General features: G+C 50.7%; 22 protein-coding genes and 1 pseudogene. 18 read left to right on the forward strand and 5 right to left on the reverse strand.

Annotated elements, in window-relative coordinates; all coding sequences use genetic code 11:
- Positions 1-10: 10 nt before the first annotated feature.
- Genes PRU_RS14580 through PRU_RS14590 form a run of 3 tightly spaced genes read right to left on the reverse strand, consistent with a single transcriptional unit; the run spans position 11 to position 2,664 of the window.
- Positions 11-922: an amidohydrolase family protein gene (locus PRU_RS14580; RefSeq protein ID WP_013065168.1), complete on the reverse strand. Its 912-nt coding sequence runs from the start codon at positions 920-922 to the stop codon at positions 11-13.
- Positions 907-1,857: an aldo/keto reductase gene (locus PRU_RS14585; protein WP_013063211.1), complete on the reverse strand. Its 951-nt coding sequence runs from the start codon at positions 1,855-1,857 to the stop codon at positions 907-909. The genes PRU_RS14580 and PRU_RS14585 overlap by 16 nt, the downstream gene beginning before the upstream one ends.
- A 15-nt stretch (positions 1,858-1,872) precedes the next feature.
- Complete coding sequence (locus PRU_RS14590; RefSeq protein WP_041386400.1) at positions 1,873-2,664, reverse strand: C1 family peptidase; 792 nt, start codon at positions 2,662-2,664, stop codon at positions 1,873-1,875.
- 134 nt (positions 2,665-2,798) lie between these two features.
- On the opposite strand from PRU_RS14590, the gene PRU_RS14595 reads away from it, so the two are divergent.
- The 10 genes and pseudogenes from PRU_RS14595 (at position 2,799) to nrdG (ending at position 13,218) form a co-directional block, all read left to right on the forward strand.
- A complete protein-coding gene (locus PRU_RS14595) occupies positions 2,799-3,413 on the forward strand; it encodes a deoxynucleoside kinase (protein WP_013065311.1) in 615 nt (204 codons plus the stop codon).
- 33 nt (positions 3,414-3,446) lie between these two features.
- Positions 3,447-4,067 (forward strand): deoxynucleoside kinase, encoded by a 621-nt coding sequence (locus PRU_RS14600; protein WP_013064125.1) that lies wholly within the window; start codon positions 3,447-3,449, stop codon positions 4,065-4,067.
- A gap of 12 nt (positions 4,068-4,079) precedes the next feature.
- The gene (locus PRU_RS14605; protein WP_013065324.1) at positions 4,080-5,327 is read left to right on the forward strand and encodes a peptidase U32 family protein; all 1,248 of its coding nucleotides are present in this window, start codon (positions 4,080-4,082) and stop codon (positions 5,325-5,327) included.
- A gap of 392 nt (positions 5,328-5,719) precedes the next feature.
- Entirely contained in the window at positions 5,720-6,628 is a 909-nt protein-coding gene (locus tag PRU_RS14610) for an ABC transporter substrate-binding protein (RefSeq protein WP_224082999.1), read from the forward strand.
- Positions 6,629-6,640: 12 nt separating this feature from the next.
- Positions 6,641-8,563: a SpoIIE family protein phosphatase gene (locus PRU_RS14615; RefSeq protein WP_013063482.1), complete on the forward strand. Its 1,923-nt coding sequence runs from the start codon at positions 6,641-6,643 to the stop codon at positions 8,561-8,563.
- A gap of 206 nt (positions 8,564-8,769) precedes the next feature.
- Positions 8,770-8,967, forward strand: coding sequence for a hypothetical protein (locus PRU_RS14620; RefSeq protein ID WP_041386406.1), 198 nt, complete (start codon positions 8,770-8,772; stop codon positions 8,965-8,967).
- Positions 8,964-9,296: pseudogene (locus PRU_RS16385) on the forward strand (BT0820 family HAD-type phosphatase); the annotation flags it as partial. The gene PRU_RS14620 and the pseudogene PRU_RS16385, both read left to right, overlap by 4 nt.
- Positions 9,297-10,036: 740 nt before the next feature.
- Complete coding sequence (locus PRU_RS14630; protein WP_013065510.1) at positions 10,037-10,462, forward strand: SufE family protein; 426 nt, start codon at positions 10,037-10,039, stop codon at positions 10,460-10,462.
- 21 nt (positions 10,463-10,483) lie between these two features.
- A complete protein-coding gene (locus tag PRU_RS14635; protein WP_013064836.1) occupies positions 10,484-12,724 on the forward strand; it encodes an anaerobic ribonucleoside triphosphate reductase in 2,241 nt (746 codons plus the stop codon).
- Complete coding sequence (gene nrdG, locus PRU_RS14640; protein ID WP_013063954.1) at positions 12,721-13,218, forward strand: anaerobic ribonucleoside-triphosphate reductase activating protein; 498 nt, start codon at positions 12,721-12,723, stop codon at positions 13,216-13,218. Before PRU_RS14635 ends, nrdG begins: the two co-directional genes overlap by 4 nt.
- On the opposite strand, the gene PRU_RS14645 is transcribed toward nrdG, so the two are convergent.
- Positions 13,208-14,512, reverse strand: coding sequence for a histidine-type phosphatase (locus PRU_RS14645; protein WP_013064560.1), 1,305 nt, complete (start codon positions 14,510-14,512; stop codon positions 13,208-13,210). The genes nrdG and PRU_RS14645 overlap by 11 nt on opposite strands.
- Before the next feature lie 68 nt (positions 14,513-14,580).
- On the opposite strand from PRU_RS14645, the gene PRU_RS14650 reads away from it, so the two are divergent.
- From PRU_RS14650 to ispG, 5 genes are read left to right on the forward strand one after another with little or no spacing between them, the layout of a single operon-like run.
- Positions 14,581-15,231: a hypothetical protein gene (locus tag PRU_RS14650; RefSeq protein ID WP_033150470.1), complete on the forward strand. Its 651-nt coding sequence runs from the start codon at positions 14,581-14,583 to the stop codon at positions 15,229-15,231.
- A 16-nt stretch (positions 15,232-15,247) separates the two neighbouring features.
- Complete coding sequence (gene rpoN / locus PRU_RS14655; RefSeq protein WP_041386943.1) at positions 15,248-16,756, forward strand: RNA polymerase factor sigma-54; 1,509 nt, start codon at positions 15,248-15,250, stop codon at positions 16,754-16,756.
- On the forward strand, positions 16,753-17,373 hold the full coding sequence (locus tag PRU_RS14660; protein ID WP_033150472.1) for a phosphatase PAP2 family protein: 621 nt from the start codon (positions 16,753-16,755) through the stop codon (positions 17,371-17,373). Before rpoN ends, PRU_RS14660 begins: the two co-directional genes overlap by 4 nt.
- Before the next feature lie 30 nt (positions 17,374-17,403).
- Positions 17,404-17,910 carry a 5-(carboxyamino)imidazole ribonucleotide mutase gene (purE, locus tag PRU_RS14665; RefSeq protein WP_013065668.1) on the forward strand — a complete coding sequence of 169 codons (507 nt, stop codon included), beginning with the start codon at positions 17,404-17,406 and terminating at the stop codon, positions 17,908-17,910.
- Between the two features lie 27 nt (positions 17,911-17,937).
- Complete coding sequence (ispG, locus tag PRU_RS14670; RefSeq protein WP_013064623.1) at positions 17,938-19,323, forward strand: (E)-4-hydroxy-3-methylbut-2-enyl-diphosphate synthase; 1,386 nt, start codon at positions 17,938-17,940, stop codon at positions 19,321-19,323.
- A gap of 119 nt (positions 19,324-19,442) precedes the next feature.
- Here the strand turns inward: ispG and PRU_RS14675 are convergent, their stop codons facing one another.
- Positions 19,443-20,135, reverse strand: a complete 693-nt coding sequence (locus PRU_RS14675; protein ID WP_013064206.1) for an SIR2 family NAD-dependent protein deacylase — start codon at positions 20,133-20,135, stop codon at positions 19,443-19,445.
- 147 nt (positions 20,136-20,282) lie between these two features.
- Between PRU_RS14675 and PRU_RS14680 the strand changes: the two genes are divergently transcribed.
- The 3 genes from PRU_RS14680 to PRU_RS14690 are packed head-to-tail and all read left to right on the forward strand — an operon-like array spanning position 20,283 to position 22,746.
- A complete protein-coding gene (locus tag PRU_RS14680) occupies positions 20,283-20,888 on the forward strand; it encodes an FKBP-type peptidyl-prolyl cis-trans isomerase (RefSeq protein ID WP_013063037.1) in 606 nt (201 codons plus the stop codon).
- Positions 20,889-20,905: 17 nt separating this feature from the next.
- Positions 20,906-21,784, forward strand: a complete 879-nt coding sequence (locus PRU_RS14685; RefSeq protein ID WP_013065343.1) for an FKBP-type peptidyl-prolyl cis-trans isomerase — start codon at positions 20,906-20,908, stop codon at positions 21,782-21,784.
- 2 nt (positions 21,785-21,786) lie between these two features.
- The gene (locus PRU_RS14690; protein WP_013065615.1) at positions 21,787-22,746 is read left to right on the forward strand and encodes an FKBP-type peptidyl-prolyl cis-trans isomerase; all 960 of its coding nucleotides are present in this window, start codon (positions 21,787-21,789) and stop codon (positions 22,744-22,746) included.
- Positions 22,747-22,808: the final 62 nt, after the last annotated feature.

The following is a 22,808-nucleotide window of genomic DNA, read 5'->3' on the forward strand; positions in this document are numbered from 1 at the left end:
TACTATTATACTATTCGCTCATGTTTTTGATGTAAGGGAGCTCGGGCAGCTCGCCGAAGCCGAAGAACTGCTTGGCGTTCTGGCCTAGGAACATACGCTTCTCATCGGCGGTTAGGTCGGCCGATTTTTCTACAAAGTCGTAACTCATCTTGTAGGTGATGGCGGTGATGGTGCGGGGATAATCGCTACCCCACATCAACTTGTCCATGCCCACCTCGTCGGCAGCCTGCTTAATGGCGCGGATGGCTGATGGGAAGGGGTAGAACTCGTCGTTAAACAGCCAGGTAATACCACCGCTTTCCACGTATACGTTCTTGTGGCGTGCCAGGCTAATCTGACTCATCCAACCCTCGCGTGTTACCATGCCGAAATGGCCGATGGCTATTTTCAGGTTGGGGCACTCCTGTATCAGCTCTTCCATCTGTCCTACCTGTGTGTCGCCGTCCTGCAACTCGATGCCTAGTATCTTACCCTGCTTCTCCATCAACTGCAACAACTGCAACATTGCATCGGTTAGGAACTGCTGGGGTAATCGGGCAGCGGGTATCTTGATGCCTTTAAAGGCCTCTACCACGCCTGGAGCGTTCTGCATAAAGTCGGGATTGCGGTAATCCAGCATACCGAAGGTGAAAAAACGGTTGGGGTAGCGGCTCTCTACCTGTAGCAGGTAGCTATTTTGTATGCCGTCGATAAACTCCTGCGTAACCACGGCGGCTGCCACCTGGGCGTAGTCCATGTTACTCAGAAAGCGCTCGGCCGTATTCTGTCCGTCGGTCATAAATGGCGGCAACATCTGTCGCTCCTCGCCGAAAAACAGCGAGCGACTGCGGTTGGGCTCTAACTGGCAGATACGCTGGTTGTTAACCACCGTGTCCTGGTTCAGCCACAGATGACTGTGGGCATCAATTATGAGTTTTTCCATCTTACAAACATTTGGTCGCCGATAATCTCCTGTACCTTCTTAACCAGCTGCTCGTCCATAGGCTCGTTAACGTACTGTATGTTCTTGAGCACGTTCTTGGGGTTGGCGCTGCTGAACAGGGTAGTAGCGATGCGTGGATTCAGACTGGTTGAGAACTGGATGGCCAGCTTGTCGATAGGATAGCCCTGCTCTTCGCAGTACTTGGCAGCCTTGGCACAAGCCTCCTGCAAATCCTTGCCAGCTGGGTGCCATGCGGGGGCGCCACGTTGCGACAGCAGGCCCATTGAGAATGGCGAGGCGTTGATAACACCTACGTTGTGCTGCTCAAAAAATCCCAGGTAATCGGCCAGCAGGGTGTCGTTCAGCGAGTAGTGGCAGAAGTTCAGGATGCTTTCTACCGTACCCTCGGGGGCATGCTCTACCACCCACTTCAGGTTCTCGGGCTGCAGGTCGGTAATACCCACGTGCTTTACAATACCTTTTTCGCGAAGTTCTACCAGTGCAGGCAGGGTTTCGTCAACAATCAGTTGCAGGCCGCCTTCCATGTCGCCCTGGAACTCAATGTCGTGTACATTAATCAGGTCGATGTAATCCACGTTCAGGCGTTCCATACTCTCGTACACACTCTCCTGAGCGCGCTTGGCGCTGTAGTCCCAGGTGTTCACGCCGTTATGTCCGTAGCGGCCCACTTTGGTAGATATGAAATACTTACTGTGTGGAATCTCCTTCAGCGCCTTGCCCAGTACGGTTTCGGCCTTCAGGTGACCATAGTAGGGCGACACGTCGATAAAGTTGATACCATTGTCAACGGCTGTGTGTACAGCCTCTATTCCCTCTTCTTCGCGGATGCTATGGAACACGCCGCCCAGCGATGAGGCACCAAAACCTAAGTTCGATACCTTCATACCTGTTTTCCCGATTTCGTTATAAATCATATTTATTGATATAAGTTAGTTCTGATATGCTTGGTTAGTCATCTCTACGGCTACGGTTTCCTGGCAGAAACGTGCCATGGGATAGTATTCCAGTCCGCCGTACGGACCTTGGTCGCCCCACGAGTTCTTCATGATAAAGTAGCGCTCGCCATCCTCGTCGTGGGCCAAGCCTACGATGGCCATGGCGTGGTTCTCGTCTTCCCAGCACACACCGTGGTGGTTACGCACGGCACGCTCGGTCTTAGCCAGCAGCGAGTCCATCGGTATGTTCAGATAGCGCTCGTGGGTCCAGTTGTCGGGCACCTCCAGCTCGGCCTCCTCGTTATAGGACTGATGGCTGTTGCTGGTCAGGGCAATGTACTCGCCAGGCTTGCACACGCTGCGGGCAAACTCCTGCGGGGTGTACTGTGCGCCCAGCATAAACACCCACTGGGGGGCGGGCGTCGTAATCTTGCGCATGGCGTCGTAGCCGCATATGCCGTATTTCTCAATCATGCTGATAAGGGTGGTGGGCTCGCCACGCTTGGTGGCGGGACAGGCCTTCTCCTGCTCAATCATCTTCTCGATATAGTAGGGTGACAGGTTTACCGAGTCGCCCCAGCTCAGGTGCTCGGTCTCAATGGCGGCCAGCATGGCGTAAATCCAGCAAGTCTGGCTTTCGCCCTGGTCCTTAATGGGGGTCATGCGGTTCAGTACTTCGTTGGTAAAGTGCTTGCCCCCAGGGGTATAGACACTTGGCTGGTGGGCACAACTTCCCATCAGCATCACCAAAGCAACTGCACATGCCATCACGGTTTTAAGTTTCATGCTGCAAAGATAATATATTTTGGAGCGAATTCTGCGAATTAACATGAAAAATATATGGCCGAACGAAAAAAAATCGATAAAATCCATAATACGTGCCGAAAAAGTAGTATCTTTGCAGCCCAATTCAATTAAGTATGCATATCGCAGTAGCAGGAAATATAGGTAGTGGCAAGTCTACGCTCACCAAGCTCCTGGCCAAACACTATGGCTGGGAACCGAGGTTCGAGGCCGTAGAGCATAACCCGTATCTCGAGGATTACTACCGCGATATTCACCGTTGGTCGTTTAATATGGAGGTGTATTTCCTGAAGGAACGCTTCCGCGATCTGATTACGATTGCTCAGGCTGATCACACTATTATTCAGGACCGTACCATCTACGAGGGTGTGTATGTGTTTATGGAGAATAACCGCGATATGGGTAACCTGAGCGAGCGCGACTACGAGACTTACATGGAACTGTTTGAGCAGATGATGACGGTGGTGAAAGTACCCGACCTGATGATTTATCTGCGTGCTTCGGTGCCCCATCTGGTTAGCAATATCCAGAAGCGTGGCCGCGACTACGAACAGAGCATACAGCTGGAGTATCTGCAGAACCTGAACCGTCGTTACGACGATTTCATTAAGAACAAATACCCCGGCCGTGTGATTACTATCGAGAAAGACAATCTCGACTTCCTTAACATTCCTAAGGACCTCTCTGGCATCATCGACAAAATCGATGCAACTCTCTTTGGACTGTTTTAATGTTTAATATTTAATCTTTAACGTAAAGATAGTATGCATATTGCAGTAGCAGGAAACATTGGTAGTGGCAAGACCACGCTTACTAAGTTGTTGGCACATCGTTACAACTGGATTCCCCGTTTCGAACCAGTTGATAATAACCCGTATCTGGCTGATTTCTATGCCGATATGCCTCGTTGGTCGTTTAATCTTCAGATCTATTTCCTGAACAAACGTTTTAAGGAGGTGGTTGAGATTTCGCAGAGCAAGGATACTCTGATTCAGGATCGTACCATTTTTGAGGACGCTCGCATTTTTGCGCCCAACCTGCACGATCAGGGAATGATGAGCGATCGCGACTTTGCTAACTATACCGACCTGTTCGACCTGATGATGTCGCTCGTGAAACTGCCCGACCTGATGATTTATATCCGTTCGAGCATACCTACGCTGGTAGAGCAGATTGCCAAGCGCGGACGTGAGTACGAGCAGACCATGCGCCTGGATTACCTGCAGGGATTGGAGAAACGTTACGAGGACTGGATTGCTACCTACAAAGGTCCGCTGATTATTGTGAATGGTGATACCTGTAAGTTTGGCGATCGTCCAGAGGACTTCCAGAAGGTTTGCGAACTTATCGACCAGAAGCTGTACGGTCTCTTCCCCATGGAGTAAAAAAATAAGGATATGATACAAGATTACGAAATAATGGCACCTGTGGGCTCGCGCGAGAGCCTTGCAGCTGCAATACAGGCTGGTGCCGACAGTATTTACTTCGGCATCGAGAAGTTGAACATGCGTGCCCATTCGGCAACTACTTTTACCATCGACGATCTGCGCGAGATTGCCCAGACCTGCGATGAACATGGCATTAAGAGCTACCTTACAGTTAATACCATCATCTATGGCGAGGATATCCCCTTGATGCACGAGATTATCGATGCCGCCAAGCAGGCTGGCATTTCGGCTGTGATTGCCAGCGATGTGGCTGTAATGACCTACTGTCGCAAGGTGGGTCAGGAGGTTCACCTCTCAACCCAACTTAACATCTCTAATATCGAGGCCCTGAAGTTCTACGCACAGTTTGCCGATGTGGTAGTGCTGGCCCGCGAGCTGAACATGGACCAGGTGGCCGAGATTTTCCGTCAGGTTGAGGAGGAGCACATCTGCGGTCCCAGTGGCAAGCAGATACGTATCGAGATGTTCTGTCATGGTGCCCTGTGCATGGCCATCAGCGGTAAGTGCTACATGAGTTTGCATGCTGCTAACCGCAGTGCCAACCGCGGCGAGTGCATTCAGATTTGTCGCCGTTCGTACACCGCTACCGACAACGAGACTGGCTACCAGCTGGATATCGACAATAAATATATTATGAGTCCGAAGGATCTGAAGACCGTACGCTTTATCGACCGTATGATGAAGAGCGGCGTGCGTGTATTTAAGATCGAGGGTCGTGCCCGTGGTCCCGAATATGTTTACACCGTGGTTACTGCCTACAAGGAGGCCATTAAGGCTGTGCTGGATGGTACGTTTACCGAGGAGAAGAAGGACGAGTGGGATGCCCGTCTGGCTACTGTGTTTAACCGCGGTTTCTGGGATGGCTACTATCAGGGTCAGACCATGGGCGAGTGGAACAAACACTATGGTAGTAACGCCACCGAGCGCAAGGTTTACATTGGTAAGGGCGTGAAATACTTCTCGAACCTGGGTGTGGCTGAGTTTACGGTTGAGGCAAACACCTTTAAGGTAGGCGACAAGATGCTGATTACCGGTCCTACCACCGGTGTGATGTATGTAACGGCCGAAGAGATTCACGGCGATAACGGTCCGGTTGAGGTTGCCGAGAAGGGCACCCGCGTATCGATAGCCGTAACAGGCAAGGTACGTCAGAGCGATAAGCTGTTTAAACTCGAACAGGTTGAACCTGCTGAATAACAATAAATTAGGGGCGCATCACTGCGCCCCTAATTTGTCTAACTTACTAACCAATTACTAATCATTATACTAACAAAAACTATAAATGTATGAAAAAACTAACTCATTACCATTAATTATATGTACTATTGATCACTTTTTCTGGTGCAAAGGTATGCCGAAAGGTTGAACTATACAAATCTCTTCAACCAAATGGGCTTATTTTTCAGCCAATCGCCCGATTTATATTTTCTTAAGAAGCCCGAAAATCAAAAAGTTTACAGAAACGTTTGGATGTTTACGGAAAAAACACTATCTTTGCCACCGCAGAAACCTCTTAAAACTATATTGTTGATACTGTCATGGATACGAAACGTCGGATGCTTACGGTCATCCTAACCCTATGCTTTAGTATGGTACCGTTTACAATGGCGGCACAGGACGAAACCATTGTGTTTACCCCCCAGTGGACGGCGCAGGCGCAGTTTGCCGGCTATTATGTGGCCGAGGCCAAGGGCTTTTACCGCGAGGCCGGTGTAAAGGTGCGTATTGAGCACCCCACGCCCACGCAGCCCGCCATGGCCCGATTGCAGCAGAACCGGTGCCAGGCCACCACGTTGCAATTGTGCCAGGCCTTGGAGATAGTGGATGGCGGCGTACCACTGGTAAACATTCTGCAAACATCCATGAACAACGCCATGGTGATTGTATCGGCCCGTAACGAGGACCCGCTCAAGCAAAAGGGCGCTCGCGTGGGTATCTGGAGTGTGGGCTTCGGTCAGCTGGCCATCTGCATGAGTATCATGGATCACCTGAACTACGAGTTTGTGCGTTTTGCCCAGAACGTGAATCTGTTTGTGGCGGGGGCTCTGGATGCTACGCTGGCAATGAGCTACAACGAGTACTACCAGCTGGTGCAAGCAGGTATTACCGTAACCGATAAGAACGTGTACCGATTTTGCGACCACGGCTACAACGTGCAGGAGGATGGTGTGTACATGGCGCGCAGCTACTACGAGAAGCACCGCGACAAGGCCATGCGCTTTGCCCAGGCCAGCAAGAAAGGGTGGGAGTATGTGGCTAAGCACCCCGACGAAGCGCTTGATATCGTGATGAAGTATGTGGACAGGGAGAAGATTGGTACCAACCGTGTGATGCAGCAGCTGATGCTGAAGGAGGTGTTGCGACTGCAGGTGGATCGCGAGTCGAAGAAGCGCGAGTTCCGTTTGCGCCCCGATATGGTAAAACGTGCCAGCCACCTGATGGTACAGAACCGCATGCTTGATCGCGAGGTAACATACCAGGAGTTAATAGCAAAATGATAGTTGACCGTTATGAATGAAGTAATTGCATATATACGTCGTAAGCTATCCATCAGGGTTAGTTTGTGGGTGGTAATGTTTGCCGCCGTTATCTTTGTGGCTGCCCTCGGGTTCCTGTTCTATCAGTCGCGCGAGGCAGTGCGCCAGGAGGCCATCCATCGTGCCACCACCATTCTTGATCGTACATCGCTGCAGGTAGAGGGTATCCTGAACCGTGTTGAGGTGGCCACTAACATGACCGTGTGGCTGGTGCAGCGCCATCCTAACGTGGCCGACTCGATGTTTGTGTATAGCGAGGGTACTCTGCGTAATAATCCCGATTTCTACTCGTGCTCAATCGCCTTCGAGCCTTACTATTTCAAGGAGTATGGCCGTTATTTCTCGGCCTACTCAAAATACGAGGGCGACAGTATTCGTACCCTGCAGGGCGGTAGCGATAACTACCAGTACTTTTTTATGGACTGGTACCTGATGCCCACGTTGCTGGGGCACCCCTGCTGGACCGATCCTTACATGGATCTTGATGCGCCCACCAATACTTACGAGATGGTTACTACCTACTGTCAGGCCATCAAAAACAAGCAGGGCGCGGTAATTGGCGTTATCAACACCAGTTTGTCTATCAACTGGTTGTCGCAAACCATCTCGGCAGTAAAACCCTATCCTAACTCTTACAGTATTATGATAGGTCGTGGCGGTACGTACTTTGTGCATCCCGACAGTACCAAGATTACCCGACAGACTATTTTTACGCAGACCATGCTGGAGCCCGACACGGCTCTGACAGCCCTGGGCCATGCCATGCAGCGTGGCGAAGAGGGTATGCGCCGTATGGTGATAGATGGCAAGGATAGCTACGTGTTCTACAAGCCGCTGGGCAAAACGGGCTGCTCTATGGCCATTGTGTGCCCCGAGAGCGACATTTTTGGCGGCTTTAACCGCCTGCGCCACACCGTGATGGGTATTGTGTTTGTTGGCTTGTTGGTTATGTTGTGCGTATTTATTAATGTAATTACGCGCGAGCTCAAGCCTTTGCACCGCCTGGCACGCGAGGCCGAGACCATCGCCTCGGGTAATTTTGATGCCGAACTGCCCGACTTTGAGCGTACCGACGAGATTGGTCAGCTCAGTCACTCGTTCGGTTACATGCAGCAATCACTGGTAAGGTATATCGACGAGCTGAAGCTTACCACCGCCCAGAAAGCGTCTATTGAGAGTGAGCTTAACGTGGCCAGCAACATACAGATGAGCATGCTGCCCAGTGTGTTCCCCAACCGCGAGGGACTGGATATGCATGCCTCAATGACACCCGCCAAGGAGGTTGGTGGCGACCTTTACGGCTATCTGCTCAAGGGCGATAACCTGTACTTCTGCGTGGGCGATGTGAGTGGTAAGGGTGTGCCAGCCTCGCTGTTTATGGCGCAGGTAACCCGCCTGTTCCGTACGCTGGCCAACCAGCAGATGGCACCTGCCGATATCTGTACCCACATGAACGAGGCCCTGTCGGGCGACGAGAACCCCACCAACATGTTTGTAACCATGTTTGTGGGCATGGTTAATCTGCAGTCGGGTCACCTCAAGTTCTGTAATGCCGGTCATAATCCACCTGTGATAGGTGGTGGCGAGCACCATGGTGAGTTCCTGCAGATGCTGCCTAACTTCCCTATCGGTGTGCTGCCGGGTTTGGAGTTCCAGGGCGAGGAGATTGATACCATCAAGGGACGTGCGCTGTTCCTTTATACCGACGGACTGAACGAGGCCGAGAACCGCGAGCACGAGCAGTTTGGCGACGACCAGCTGCTATCTATCCTGCGCAACACCCATTTCGAGAGCGCCCAGCAGGTAGTTGAAACCCTTTATAACGAGGTTCAGCGCCACCGCGACGGCGCCGATCCGAACGACGATCTTACCATGATGTGCCTGCGCATGCAGTAAAGTTTAAGTGAGTTTTGATTGATATGAGAAATCGATGAGGTTGAGTGTTAAATTACACTAATCGTCGATTTCTCCTTTTTTCTTGTCTATTTCTCCCTGATTTTCAGTACCTTTGCAGCCCAAAAGGAAAAATTAAACGGGCTGGACATGATAGGATAACAACACAGAACAATGCCCTGAACTTACTAAGTACTGAAGATTTTTTTATGACAGATGACAAGAAGCTGAGTGTAGCCGATCTTGAAGAACGCTTACTCTACGATGATGACGATGATGCCGCCTCCAGTATCGACATGTCGATGCGCAAGCACGGCTATTATTATGGCTACGGCTTTTATGGTCGCTACGGGCGTTATGCCTACTCGCACTACGGAAATAATAACGATAAAAGTATAAAGAGATGATTATTGCAGTTGATTTCGACGGTACCATCGTTGAGAACCGTTACCCTTACATTGGCAACGAGAAACCCTTTGCCATCGAGACCCTTAAGTTGCTTACCCGCGACCACCATCAGTTAATACTATGGACCTGTCGCGAGGGCCGTTTGCTCCAGGAGGCCGTAGAGTGGTGTCGCCAGCGCGGTTTAGAGTTCTATGCTGTTAACAGTAATTACCCCGAAGAAACGCCCGCCGGCAATCCCACCTACTCACGCAAGCTGAATGTAGATGTGTTTATCGACGATAGCGGTCTGTGCCCACTGCCCGATTGGGGCACCATCTACCAGATGATAGCCCATCGCCCCGCCGTGCTCCAGTCGCAAAGCCACTGCAGTCGTCGCTGCCGCTGGTCGGTAGGTGGAGGTTTGGTGCTGGTGCTGTTTATTATGAGTATGCTGTTCACCTCGTGTGGTAGCAGTCGTGATGTGGCCTATCTGCAAAACAGCGAGCAGGTAGATCTGAGTAGCTCTCAGCGCCTTTACGATGCCCGTATCATGCCCAAGGACCAGCTCACCATCACCGTTAACACCACCAATCCCGAGGTGTCGGTACCATGACCACCCTCTGGTTCAGCGCCACCGGCATTGCCATCTCCCTCACCACGCTGCTGTATAATATACTGAAGTAAACAACAGTATCCTATTAATAGTTGCGGTTGTTACTATTAATGGTAGCAATTGCTACTATTAATACACGCAAATTTTCAGCCTGCTACGCGCTACAGTGCTACAGTTAGTTTTCGAGCCATTGCACACCTACAACTAACGTCTATATTATATATAATATATATTATATAAATATAGGTATTTGGTTTGGGTTTGGTGCCGACTTGATTTCTAACTGTAGCACTGTAGCGTGTAGCAATCCCTACCGTTTGGCCTCTCTTTGCAGTGAAGCCTAAAGGGAATCGGGGCAAGATTCTGTTTATCAATACATAACAAAAATGGGGGCAAAATATTAACCATATTTAATACGGGAGATGTTTGGTGGGATAGGGGAAATTTAGTAACTTTGCAGGCAAATTATATAAGCTATGACAATAAACGAAATACAAGACGAGATTATCGACGAGTTCAGTGGTTTCGACGACTGGATGGATAAGTATCAGCTACTCATCGACTTAGGTAATGAGCAGGAGCCGCTGGACGATAAGTATAAAACAGAACAGAACCTGATTGACGGCTGTCAGAGTCGTGTATGGTTGCAGGCCGACCTGGTGGATGGTAACATTCACTTCAGCGCCGAGAGCGATGCCTTGATTGTAAAGGGTATCGTGGCCCTGTTGATACGCGTGCTGAGCGACCACACGCCACAGGAGATTCTGAATGCCGACCTGTATTTTATTGAGCAGATAGGACTGAAAGAGCATCTGTCGCCTACTCGCAGCAACGGACTGCTGGCTATGGTTAAGCAGATAAAGATGTACGCACTGGCGTTTAACGAGACATTGAAGAATTAATCATAAATAATTAGAAACCTCATGATACAAACTGTAAAGAAGCGCGATGGGCGCATAGTGGGATTTAACGAACAGAAAGTGATGGCCGCCATACGTAAGGCCATGTTACATACTGACAAAGGCGAGGACGAGCGACTGCTGTACCAGATTACCGACCGTATTGCCCAGCGTGGCGAGAGTCAGATGACGGTAGAGGAGATTCAGGACTTGGTGGAGATGGAGCTGATGAAGTCGAGTCGTAAGGACGTGGCTCAGAAGTACATTGCCTACCGCAACCAGCGCTCGATTGCCCGTAAGGCCAAGACTCGCGAGGTGTTCCTGGATATCGTGAACATTAAGAATAACGATGTGACGCGCGAAAACGCCAACATGAACGCCGATACACCTGCGGGCATGATGATGAAGTTTGCCAGCGAGACTACCAAGCCATTCGTAGACGACTATCTGCTGAGCGAGGAGAGTCGCAACGCCGTTGAGCATAACTATCTGCACATTCACGATAAGGATTACTATCCTACCAAGAGTCTTACTTGCGTGCAGCACCCATTGGACAACATCCTGCAGAACGGTTTTACTGCCGGACATGGTGCCTCGCGTGCTGCCAAGCGTATCGAGACGGCCAGCGTACTGGCTTGTATCTCGTTGGAGTGCGCTCAGAACGAGATGCACGGCGGACAGGCTATTCCTGCCTTCGACTTTTATCTGGCACCATTCGTGCGCCTGAGCTATATCGAGGAACTGAAAGCACTCGAAGACCTGTATGGTGAGAGCTTACAGGACTTGTACGACGAGCCTTTGATGGACTATCTCAAGGCCCCTCTGGATGGCCTGGAGGGTAGAGATCGTGCCCGTCAGCATGCCATCAACAAAACGGTGGCCCGTGTACATCAGGCCATGGAGGCATTTATCCACAATATGAACACAATCCACTCGCGTGGTGGTAACCAGGTGGTGTTCTCGAGTATCAACTACGGTACCGACACCAGTGCCGAGGGCCGTTGCGTGATGCGCGAGATACTGCTGAGCACCTACGAGGGTGTGGGTAACGGCGAAACAGCTATCTTTCCCATTCAGATCTGGAAAAAGAAGCGCGGCGTGAACTACCTGCCCGAGGATCGCAACTTCGATCTGTATCAGTTGGCATGTAAGGTTACAGCCCGCCGATTCTTCCCTAACTTCCTGAACCTGGATGCAAGCTTTAACCAGGACAGCGAGTGGCGTGCCGACGATCCTAAGCGCTTTGTGCACGAGGTGGCTACGATGGGATGCCGCACACGTGTGTTCGAGAACCGATTCGGACCTAAGACCAGTATCGGTCGTGGTAACCTGAGCTTCTCGACTATCAACATTGTAAAGCTGGCCCTGGAGTGCCGCGAGGAGCAGGACGAGCAGAAGCGTATCGACATGTTCTTTGCCAAGCTGGATCAGATGCTGGAGATTACTGCCAAGCAGTTGGACGACCGCTTCCAGTTCCAGAAGACAGCCTTTGCCAAGCAGTTCCCCCTGCTGATGCAGTGCCTGTGGATTGGTGCCGACAAGCTGAAGCCTATGGACAGCATTGAGAGCGTGATTAACCAGGGTACACTGGGTATCGGCTTTATCGGACTGGCTGAGTGCTTGGTAGCCCTGATTGGCAAGCATCACGGCGAGAGCGAAGAAGCACAGGCGCTGGGTGTGAAGATTGTTACTTACATGCGCGACCGTGCTAACGAGTTCTGCGAGCGCTACCACCACAACTACTCGGTACTGGCCACACCAGCCGAGGGATTGAGCGGAAAGTTTACCAAGAAGGACCGTAAGGAGTTTGGTATCGTGCCCGGCGTAACCGATCGCGATTACTATACCAATTCTAACCACGTGCCCGTATATTATAAATGTAGTGCACGCCACAAGGCCGAGGTTGAGGCTCCTTACCACAACCTGACTCGTGGTGGACACATCTTCTACGTAGAGATTGACGGCGACGCTACCCACAACCCACAGGTAATTATGAGCGTGGTTGACATGATGGACCAGCTGGATATGGGTTACGGCAGTGTAAACCACAACCGCAACCGCTGCATGGACTGCGGCTACGAGAATGCCGACGACAACCTGGAGAAGTGTCCTAAGTGCGGTAGTAACAACATTGATAAGTTGCAGCGTATTACCGGCTATCTGGTAGGTACTACCGATCGCTGGAACAGCGGCAAGCTGGCCGAGCTGAACGATCGTGTAACCCACATCGACCACAGCGCACAGGATCAGGACTTGTTTAAATGATAAGAGTATTAGATATCATAGAAGATACAATGGTGGACGGGCCTGGGTTCAGGACGTCCATCTATTGTGCTGGATGCAATCATCAGTGCCCAGGCTGTCATAATCCGCAGTCGTGGGCATTTGATGGTGGCCGCGAGATGACCACACAGCAGCTGATGAAGATTATCGTGGCCGACCCCTTTGCCAACGTGACCTTCTCGGGTGGCGACCCGATGTATCAGGCTGCTGGCTTTGCCGAATTGGCACGCGCCATACACCAGCAAACCAATAAGGATATCTGGTGCTTTACAGGCTTTACGTTCGAGAGCCTGATACAGGAAGATCAGCGCGAACTGCTCGAGAATATCGACGTGCTGGTTGACGGACCTTTTATCGAGCGACTGAAAGATCCCGACCTGCTGTTCCGCGGCTCATCAAACCAACGCATAATAAACGTGCCCGCATCGCTTTACGAGGGGCACGTAGTATTGTGGAAGCCTGATGTTAGCGTTTAGACTTGGCTAACTTCAGTTCGTAATCGTTTATTTTCTTCATGTAGTGTTCGCGGAAATCGCGATAGTGATAGTAGGGTGCTATATCAGTTGGTATGGGTAGTGTAGCCTCGTTCTCGTTAAGTAGCACCTTGAAGATAATGTCAAGATCGTTCTCGTCCTTACGGTAGAACACAAACTGGATGTTGGCTGCCATGGGGAACACCTCGAAGTTAATCCAGCCGTCGATATCCAAACGGTCCAGATCGCGAATCGTGCGGCCGTAGCCGTTAAGATCCAGCAGACATGTTAGCGGCAAGATAATCGTCTCGTGTCCGAAACGCAGCGTGGCACCCGGGTGAGGGCGGATAATACAGCTGTCGGCATCCTCGATGATACGTTGCAGCAAGCGGCGCTGGGTAAACGGCTGTTTGCCGCCATTGTAGGGATTGCTGCCAAAGCTGAGGTACCAGAAAGCGTTGGCCTGCAACCAGTTGTTATACAGCTCGTCGGGGGTGTAGATGTCGAACAGACTGAACAGCTCGCGCATCTCGGTGCCCTGAACGCTCGAGGCAATCTTGAAAATGGCCTTGTTAAGCTCGTAGGCATCCACCTCGCTGTTAAAGTAAACCGAATCGTTAAACATCTTGCCCATGGCTGGCTTGTGGATTGCGTACTTGGCGCAGAAATCCCTGTAGGCCTGCTGGGTTTTCTTTGAGTAACGCTGCTTGTACAGCACCGAATCCTGCATGTTCATGTAGTACATATCGTGCTGCGAGGCATCGGTATTGAATATCAGCTTGGGATTGTTCTTGGCCAGCTGCAACAGCTCGTGCTGCATCGACAGGATGCAACGGATAACCACCGTACTCTTGGCCTCGATAACCGAGCGCCCCTCGAATACCTCAGGAAAGCGGTCGTACATGCGCTGGGCTATCTGCTGATGCTGTACGGCACCCAGGGGGGTCAGATCACCATATCGGCCACTCGCATCGTCGCGCAGGTAGCCAAGCAGTCGCAGAGCCTTCTGTCCCAACTCGGTAAGCTTGCCCAGACTGTCGGCTTTAAGCAGTACCAGATATGGGTAGTCGTACTCTTCGGCCTTGATGAGGTAACGCGACCCGTGGCGCGAATAGCTACTGATGTAAAACGGCTTCTCGCCCGATGGCGGAGGTGTTAGTTCGCGTGTTGGCCCCTGGTAAGCATAGTAGTTACTGCCAGCCTTCAGAAAATCGCGTTTCAACGTTTCGCGAACGTTTTGACCGCACACCGAGGCTACCGACAGTGCCCAAAAGGCAAATAATACCACTTTTCTCATAGTTTTTTCTCCTTTTCGGTGCAAATATACAAAAAAATCACTATTTTTGCAAAAAAATAGCGCATAATATGGCAAAAAACTCAAAATGGCAGGATGAATACTGGCTTCTGCTCATGCAGTTGTACTTACAAAAACCCACTGGCATAAAGCCCATGTACAGCAAGGCAATGGTTGATTTGAGTCTGGAGTTGCATATCGCACCCCAGCAGCTCTTCAATAAAATGTGCCAGATAGCCAACCTCGAAACACCGCGCATCGAACACATCTGGGAGGTGTACGGACAGAACCCGCGTAAGCTGAAGCGGGCCGTAAACCTGTTGCGCGAAATGTGGGGATTCAACAACGCCCTGGAGTTTTACGAAGGGGTGGAGACGATTGAGAGTTTCGAGAAGGAGTTTAAGCCTATAGCTGATGATACCACGCTAACACCAATGATGCTGGTGCTGATACTGGATGAGTACTTTCGCTTAACACCTATTACGATGGTGCCCGAGACCCCCGAGGTGCAGGCATTGGCCAAGATGATGAGGCTGAAGCCCCAGGAGGTGGTAGATGTGATGGAGGCTTTTCAGCACTGCGACCCATATCTGAATCGCAAGGACGAGATGAAGGGAAACTTGGTATTGGCCTGTCAGCAGGTGTGGCGCCGCTTTGGCAACAGCGAACCGCAGGAGTTGGCTTCGTATGCCGAACAGTTGAAGGACTATTTTGAACATTGAATATTGAAAATTGAGCATTAAGAATACACAGATACAGGAACAGCAGCAACTGCAGAAACTGGGACAGACATTCTCTCAACAGCAGTTGTTACAATCGTCGCTGATAGAGTTGCCAGTGACGCAGTTGATTGACCGTATCAACACCGAAATGAACGATAACCCCGCTCTGGAGAGCGAACAGCCCTACGACGATGATGCGATGGCCACCGAAGAGACCGACTTTGGCGGTGGTAGCGATAACGATGGCGCCGAGGATTTTGAGGCTGCCAGCGAGCGCGAAGAACGTCAGAGTGCACTCGACGAGGCCCTGAGCGGTATCGGTCGCGACGATGAAGACCTGCCTGTGTACCAGAGTGGCAGCTCGTATGCCGAGGAGCGCGAGGAGATCGTGTACGGCGAAACCGAATCGTTCTACGACCAGCTGAAAGAGCAGGTGGGCGAACTCGACCTGACTGATAAGGAACGTGATATTCTGGAATATCTGATTGGCTCGCTCGACGACGACGGATTGCTGAGAAAAGACCTCTCGATTGTTAGCGACGAGCTGGCTATCTATCATAACATCGATGCCACCGATAAGGAGATTGAGCACGTGCTGCAGATGCTGCAGGCTTTCGATCCCGCCGGTATCGGTGCCCGCTCGCTGCAGGAGTGCCTGCTGCTGCAGATTGAACGTCGCGACCCATCACGGTTGCGCGATCTGATGGAGCGTGTTATCAACCATTACTTTGAGGCATTTACCCGCAAACATTGGGACAAGATACAGGCCGACTTGCAGTTGAACGACGTGCAGGCCGAGGCCCTGTTCCGCGAACTGCGCAAGCTGAATCCACGTCCAGGTGCATCGCTTGGCGAAACCGTGGGTCGTAGCATGCAGCAGATAACCCCCGACTTTATTGTGGATACCCAGGATGATGGCACCATCACCTTTACGCTGAACAACGGCGAGGTGCCCGAACTCAAGGTGTCGCAATCGTTTGTTGATTCGATGCAGGAGTATCAGCAGAACAAGGACCACCTGAGTCGCCAGACCAAGGAGGCGCTGCTGTATATCAAGAAAAAGGTGGATGCCGCACAGGGCTTTATCGAGGCCATCAAAGTGCGCCGCCACACACTCACGGTTACCATGCGGGCCATCATCCAGTTACAGCGTCAGTTCTTCCTGGATGGCGACGAGGCCTCGCTGCGACCTATGATTCTGAAAGATGTGGCCGAAAAGGCCGGACTTGATATATCTACCATCTCGCGTGTAAGCAATTCGAAATACGCCCAAACGCGTTGGGGCACCTTCCCCTTGCGCCATTTCTTTAGCGACGGCTACGTTACCGAGAGTGGCGAGGAGCTGAGCACTCGACAGATTAAAGCTGCCCTGCGCGACCTGGTGGATGCCGAAGACAAACGTAAGCCGCTGAGCGACGACCAGCTGAAAGATCAGCTTGCTGCCAAAGGCTTTCCTATCGCCCGCCGCACCGTGGCCAAGTATCGCGAACAGTTGGGTATTCCTATAGCAAGATTAAGAAAATGAGTAGGGAAAAGAATATCATATTAACGGCAAGGGTGATGAGCATGGTGTTTACACCGTTCTACCTGCCTATTGTGGGGTTGCTGTCGCTCTTCTTTCTGAGCTACCTCAGCTTAATGCCCTTGGGCTACAAGCTCCAGGTGTTAACGCTGGTGTATTTCTTCACCATCCTATTGCCTACGGTGCTTATTCATCTGTATCGTAAGTACAACGGCTGGAACCTGATTGAGCTTGGACATAAGGAGCGTCGTATGGTGCCTTACGTTATCTCTATTCTCTGCTACTTCTTCTGCGTGTACATCATGGACATGCTGCACATACCGCACTTTATGGGCACCATCGTATCGGCTGCATTGGCCATCCAGATAGTGTGCGCCTTGGTAAACGTGTGGTGGAAGATTTCAACCCATACCTCGGCTATCGGTGGTGTGGCAGGCGCGCTGTTTGTGTTTGGCGAGCTGTTTGCCTTTAATCCCATCTGGTGGCTCTGTCTGGTGTTCATCCTGGCAGGCATGTTAGGCACCAGTCGAATGATATTGCGCCAGCACTCGCTTGCGCAGGTGGTAGCCGGGTTCCTGGTAGGCCTTGTGTGCTCCGTACTCGGTCTGCTGTATTTATAATGTTTTCTGAAATTTAATGTTTAATATATTATGAAGCCATTAGTAAGTATTATCATGGGCAGTACAAGCGATCTGCCCGTTATGGAAAAAGCGTTTAAGTTGCTCGACGAGATGCAGGTACCTTTCGAGGTTAATGCCCTGTCGGCTCACCGCACTCCCGATGCCGTCGAGGAGTTTGCACGTACCGCTAAGGATCGTGGCATTAAGGTGATTATTGCTGGTGCCGGTATGGCTGCTGCCCTGCCTGGTGTGATTGCCGCATCAACCACTCTGCCCGTTATCGGTGTGCCCATCAAGGGTATGCTCGACGGCTTGGATGCCATGCTTTCTATCATCCAGATGCCCCCAGGCATCCCTGTTGCTACAGTAGGTGTAAACGGTGCTCAGAACGCAGCTATCCTGGCTTGCGAGATGATGGCCTTGGCCGATCAGGAGTTGGCACAGCGCCTGGCTGTTTATAAAGGTAATCTGCGTATCAAGATCGAGAAAGCCAACGAGGAGCTGGCCGCGATTAAATACCAGTTCAAAACCAATTAATGTTTAATTTTTAATGTCTAATCTTTAATGTATAGCAGAAGACAATCTTCCGAAGCCCGTGTCGGCGGTATCGGCATTGGCGGTCAGAACCCCATCCGCATTCAGTCGATGGGAACGGTAGATACCAATAATACCGAGGGCTGTGTGGCCCAGGCCAAGCGTATTATCGACGCTGGTGGCGAGCTGGTTCGCTTTACCACCCAGGGTACCCGCGAGGCTGAGAACATGAAGAACATTTCGGCCCAGCTTAAGGCCGATGGTTACAATACACCACTGGTGGCCGATGTGCACTTTACTGCTCATACCGCCGATGTGGCTGCCCAGTACTGTGAGAAGGTGCGTATCAATCCAGGCAACTACGTTGATCCAGGTCGTACGTTCAAGCATCTGGAATATACCGATGAGGAGTATGCTGCCGAGTTGCAGAAGATCGAGAAGCAGCTGGTGCCTTTCCTGAATATCTGTAAGGAGCATCACACGGCAGTACGTATCGGCGTGAACCACGGTTCACTGTCGGATCGTATCATGAGTCGTTACGGCGACACTCCCGAGGGTATCGTTGAGAGTTGCATGGAGTTCCTGCGTATCTTTAAGCGTGAGAACTTTAACGATGTGGTTATCAGTATCAAGGCCTCTAACACCGTAGTGATGGTAACCACTATGCGTCTGCTGGTTAAAACCATGGATAAGGAAGATATGCACTACCCCCTGCACCTAGGTGTTACCGAGGCTGGTGAGGGCGAAGACGGTCGTATCAAGAGTGCCGTTGGTATTGGTGCCCTGCTTACTGAGGGTATCGGTGATACCATCCGTGTATCATTGAGCGAGGAGCCTGAGTGCGAAATCCCCGTGGCTCGCAAGCTGGTAGATATGATTCCTGAGTGTACCGCCCTGCGCGAGAAGGCTGAGGCAAGCATCAAGGACGATACCATCACGCTGGATGTGGATGCCCCCGATTGGGAAACCCTGCAGCTCAAGGCCGCTATGGCTGTTGGTGCTCTGCTGATAGATAAGAAGGCCCACAACCTGGTAATCAACAGTTCAACGTTCAAAGATCAAAGTTCAAAGTTGGTAGAGCTTTCTGACGCCATTCTGCAGGCTGCCCGTATCAAGTTTACCAAGACCGAGTATATTTCGTGCCCAGGTTGCGGTCGTACGCTCTACAATCTGCAGGAAACTATTGCCAAGATTAAAGCTGCCACCAAGGACATGGTAGGCTTGAAGATTGGTATCATGGGCTGTATCGTAAACGGTCCTGGTGAGATGGCCGATGCCGACTACGGTTACGTAGGTGCCGGACGTGGTAAAATCTCGCTCTACAAGGCTAAGGAGTGTATCGAGAAGAATATTCCCGAAGAAGAGGCTGTAGAACGTCTTATCGAATTCATCCGCAAAGACCGCGGCCAGAAATAAAGACACGATTTTATAGGCACGGATAAACACGGCTCTTTTTTATAAAGAAACACGGCTTTAGTTGCAATACCAAAGCCGTGTTTTTAATTTATTAAAGCCGTGTAATCCGTGCCAAAACCTTATTCGCTAAGAATCTTTACGAGTTCTTTCATACCCTCGCTGGCGCCTTTCTGTATCTGTGTTACGCGACCACCGGCGTTGATGGGATTGGGATCGATAAGGTAAACGGGCACATCGGGACGGGCATAGTGCAGCAAACCTGCGGCAGGATAAACCACCAGCGAGGTGCCGATGATAATCAGAATGTCGGCCTCCTGTACCTCTTCGGCTGCTATCGTGATGTTAGGCACCGCTTCGCCAAAGAATACGATAAACGGACGCAGTAACGAGCCGTCGCCAGCCTTGGTGCCTGGTTCTATCTCGCAGTTGTCGGGTGTAAGCTGAATTTGGTAGCGTGGGTCGTCCACATCGCGACTCGAACAAACCTTCATCAGTTCGCCATGCAGGTGAATCACCTTACTTGAGCCTGCCATCTCGTGCAGGTTGTCAACATTCTGCGTTACAACCGTTACGTCATAGTTTTTCTCAAGTTCGGCCACCAACTTATGTCCCTCGTTTGGCTGCACGTTCCAACACTTCTTACGCAGCATATTGTAGAAGTTTGTTACGAGCGTAGGATCGGCCAGCCAACCCTCGTGGGTGGCTACCTTCTGTACGGGATAATTCTCCCACAAACCATCGGCATCGCGGAAAGTCTTCAGTCCACTTTCTACCGACATACCTGCACCAGTTAAGACAACAATCTTTTTCATAAGAATGATTTTTAAGTTTGATGTTGCAAAAATACAACTTTTCTGATATAAAAAAGAAATTTTAGCAATTATAATGCATCGGAATAAGAAAAAAAGTGTAACTTTGCAGCCGTTTTTTAGACGTTACACATTATTAATAAATAGAGAATGGATAAATTAAGTTATGCTTTAGGTCTGGGCATCGGTCAGCAGTTGGCTCAGATGGGTGCTGACAACATCAGTGCCGAGGACTTTGCACAGGCTATCAACGACGTGTTGAAAGGCAACGAGCTGAAGGTTTCACACCGTGAGGCTCAGACAATCGTACAGGACTATTTCCAGAAGCAGGAGCAGAAGCTCCAGGCTGAGCGTGCCGAGAAGGGAAAGGCACATAAGGAGGCAGGCGAGAAGTTCCTCGCCGAGAATGGCAAGAAGGCTGAGGTGGTAACACTTCCCAGCGGACTGCAGTATCAGGTACTGAAAGAGGGTAACGGTAAGAAGCCATCAGCTAAGGATACCGTTATGTGCCACTATGAGGGTACACTCATCGACGGTACTGTATTCGATAGCTCATACCAGCGTGGTGAGCCCGCTACATTCCCACTCCAGCAGGTTATCGCTGGTTGGACCGAGGGTCTACAGCTCATGCAGGAGGGTGCCAAGTATCGTTTCTTCATCCCTTACCGTCTGGCTTATGGCGAGGGTGGTGCAGGTGCTTCTATTCCTCCATTCGCAGCACTCATTTTCGATGTTGAGTTAATACAAGTAGTTTAAAATAATAACAGAAAGCAATGAAAAAATTATCAATCGTAGCCGTTATGGCTATTGCTGCTGCCGGTTTCACCGCATGTGGCAACTCTACCCCTAAAGCAAGTCTGAAGACAGACGTAGACACTATGAGCTACGCCATTGGTATGGCTCAGACTCAGGGGTTGAAGGAGTATCTCGTAGGAAGTCTGGATGTTGACACCGCTTACATGGCCGAGTTCATCAAGGGTCTGCAGGAGGGTGCTAACGCTGGCGACAACAAGAAGAAGGCCGCTTACTATGCTGGTATCCAGATCGGTCAGCAGATTGCTAACCGTATGATCAAGGGTATCAACCACGAGGTATTCGGTGATGACTCTACAAAGACGATCTCTCTGAAGAACTTCATGGCTGGTTTCATCAGCGGTACTACAGGCAAGAAGGGTCTGATGACTGTTGATTCAGCTCAGATGGTTGCTCAGCGCATGATTCAGGAAATCAAGGCTAAGGAGATGTCAAAGACCTATGGTCCTAACAAGGAGGCTGGTGAGAAGTTCCTCGCTGCCAACGCTAAGAAGGCTGGTGTAAAAACTCTGCCTAGCGGTGTTCAGTACAAGGTTATCAAGGAGGGTACAGGTGCTATCCCCGCTGATACTTCACTCGTTAAGGTACACTACGAGGGTCGTTTGATTAACGATACTATCTTCGATAGCTCATACAAGCGTGGCGAGCCCACAACATTCCGTGCCAACCAGGTTATCAAGGGTTGGACAGAGGCTCTCACTCACATGCCTGCTGGTTCAGTTTGGGAGGTTTACATTCCTCAGGAGCTGGCTTACGGCGAGCGTGCTCAGCGTAACATCGATCCTTTCTCAGCACTGATCTTCAAGATCGAGTTGCTCGAGGTAAATCCTAAGAAGTAACAATGAAGAAGTCATTGATATTTGCACTCGCCCTCGTGGCGGGTGCTTCTTTATCTACAGTAGATGCTGCCAAGAAAAAGAAGGTGGTAGTAAAGGAGGAGGCTCCTGTTGTTGAGGCTTTCAAACTCGCTACCAGTTCTGATTCTATCAGCTATACTGCAGGTATGAGTAGCACAATGGGTTTGGTTAACTTCCTGCTTCAGCAGAAGGTAGATACTGCTTACATGGCTGATTTTGTACGTGGATTTAACGAGACTGTTTCAAGAAATCTCGACAATCCCCAGGAGAAGGCTTATATGATGGGTATCACCATCGCTCAGCAGCTGGTTGACCGCATGATGCCTGGTGTGGCTAAAGAACTTGAGGGAACTCCCGACTCGTTGGTTTCGGGTGCTTTCTTCAAAGGTTTTACCGATGCCCTGCTGCAGGATACTACTTTCTTTAAGGTGGATGCTGCCGAGAACATCTTCAGAACCAAGATGGAGGCCAACAAGGCTGAGAAGGAAGAGCGACTCTATGGCGCAAACCGCGAGGCTGGCCGTCAGTTCCTGGCCGAGAATGCTAAGAAGGATGGTGTGATTACACTGCCCAGCGGACTCCAGTACAAGGTGCTTACCCAGGGAACAGGTGCTGTGCCTACCACCAGCGATAAGGTACAGGTACATTACGAGGGTCGTCTGATCGACGGCACCGTATTCGATGCCTCAAGAAATCATGGCGACGAGCCTGCTGAGTTCCGTCCAACTGATGTGATCAAGGGCTGGACCGAGGCACTTACCATGATGCCTGTAGGTTCAAAGTGGCAGGTTTATATCCCCTTTGAACTGGCTTACGGTAGTCGCGATGCCGGACAAATAAAACCTTACAGCGCGTTGATTTTCGATATTGAGCTTGTTGGAATCGTAGGTGACAAACCTGCACCAGCAAAGACCGCAAAATCGTCGAAAAAAGCTAAGAAATAAGCAAGTGTGTCACAAAAGTGGCACACTTTTTTAATTTTTTCTTCAAAAAAGTTGCATTGTTC

The sequence above is a fragment of the Xylanibacter ruminicola 23 genome, from assembly GCF_000025925.1.
Taxonomy (GTDB): Bacteria; Bacteroidota; Bacteroidia; order Bacteroidales; family Bacteroidaceae; genus Prevotella; species Prevotella ruminicola.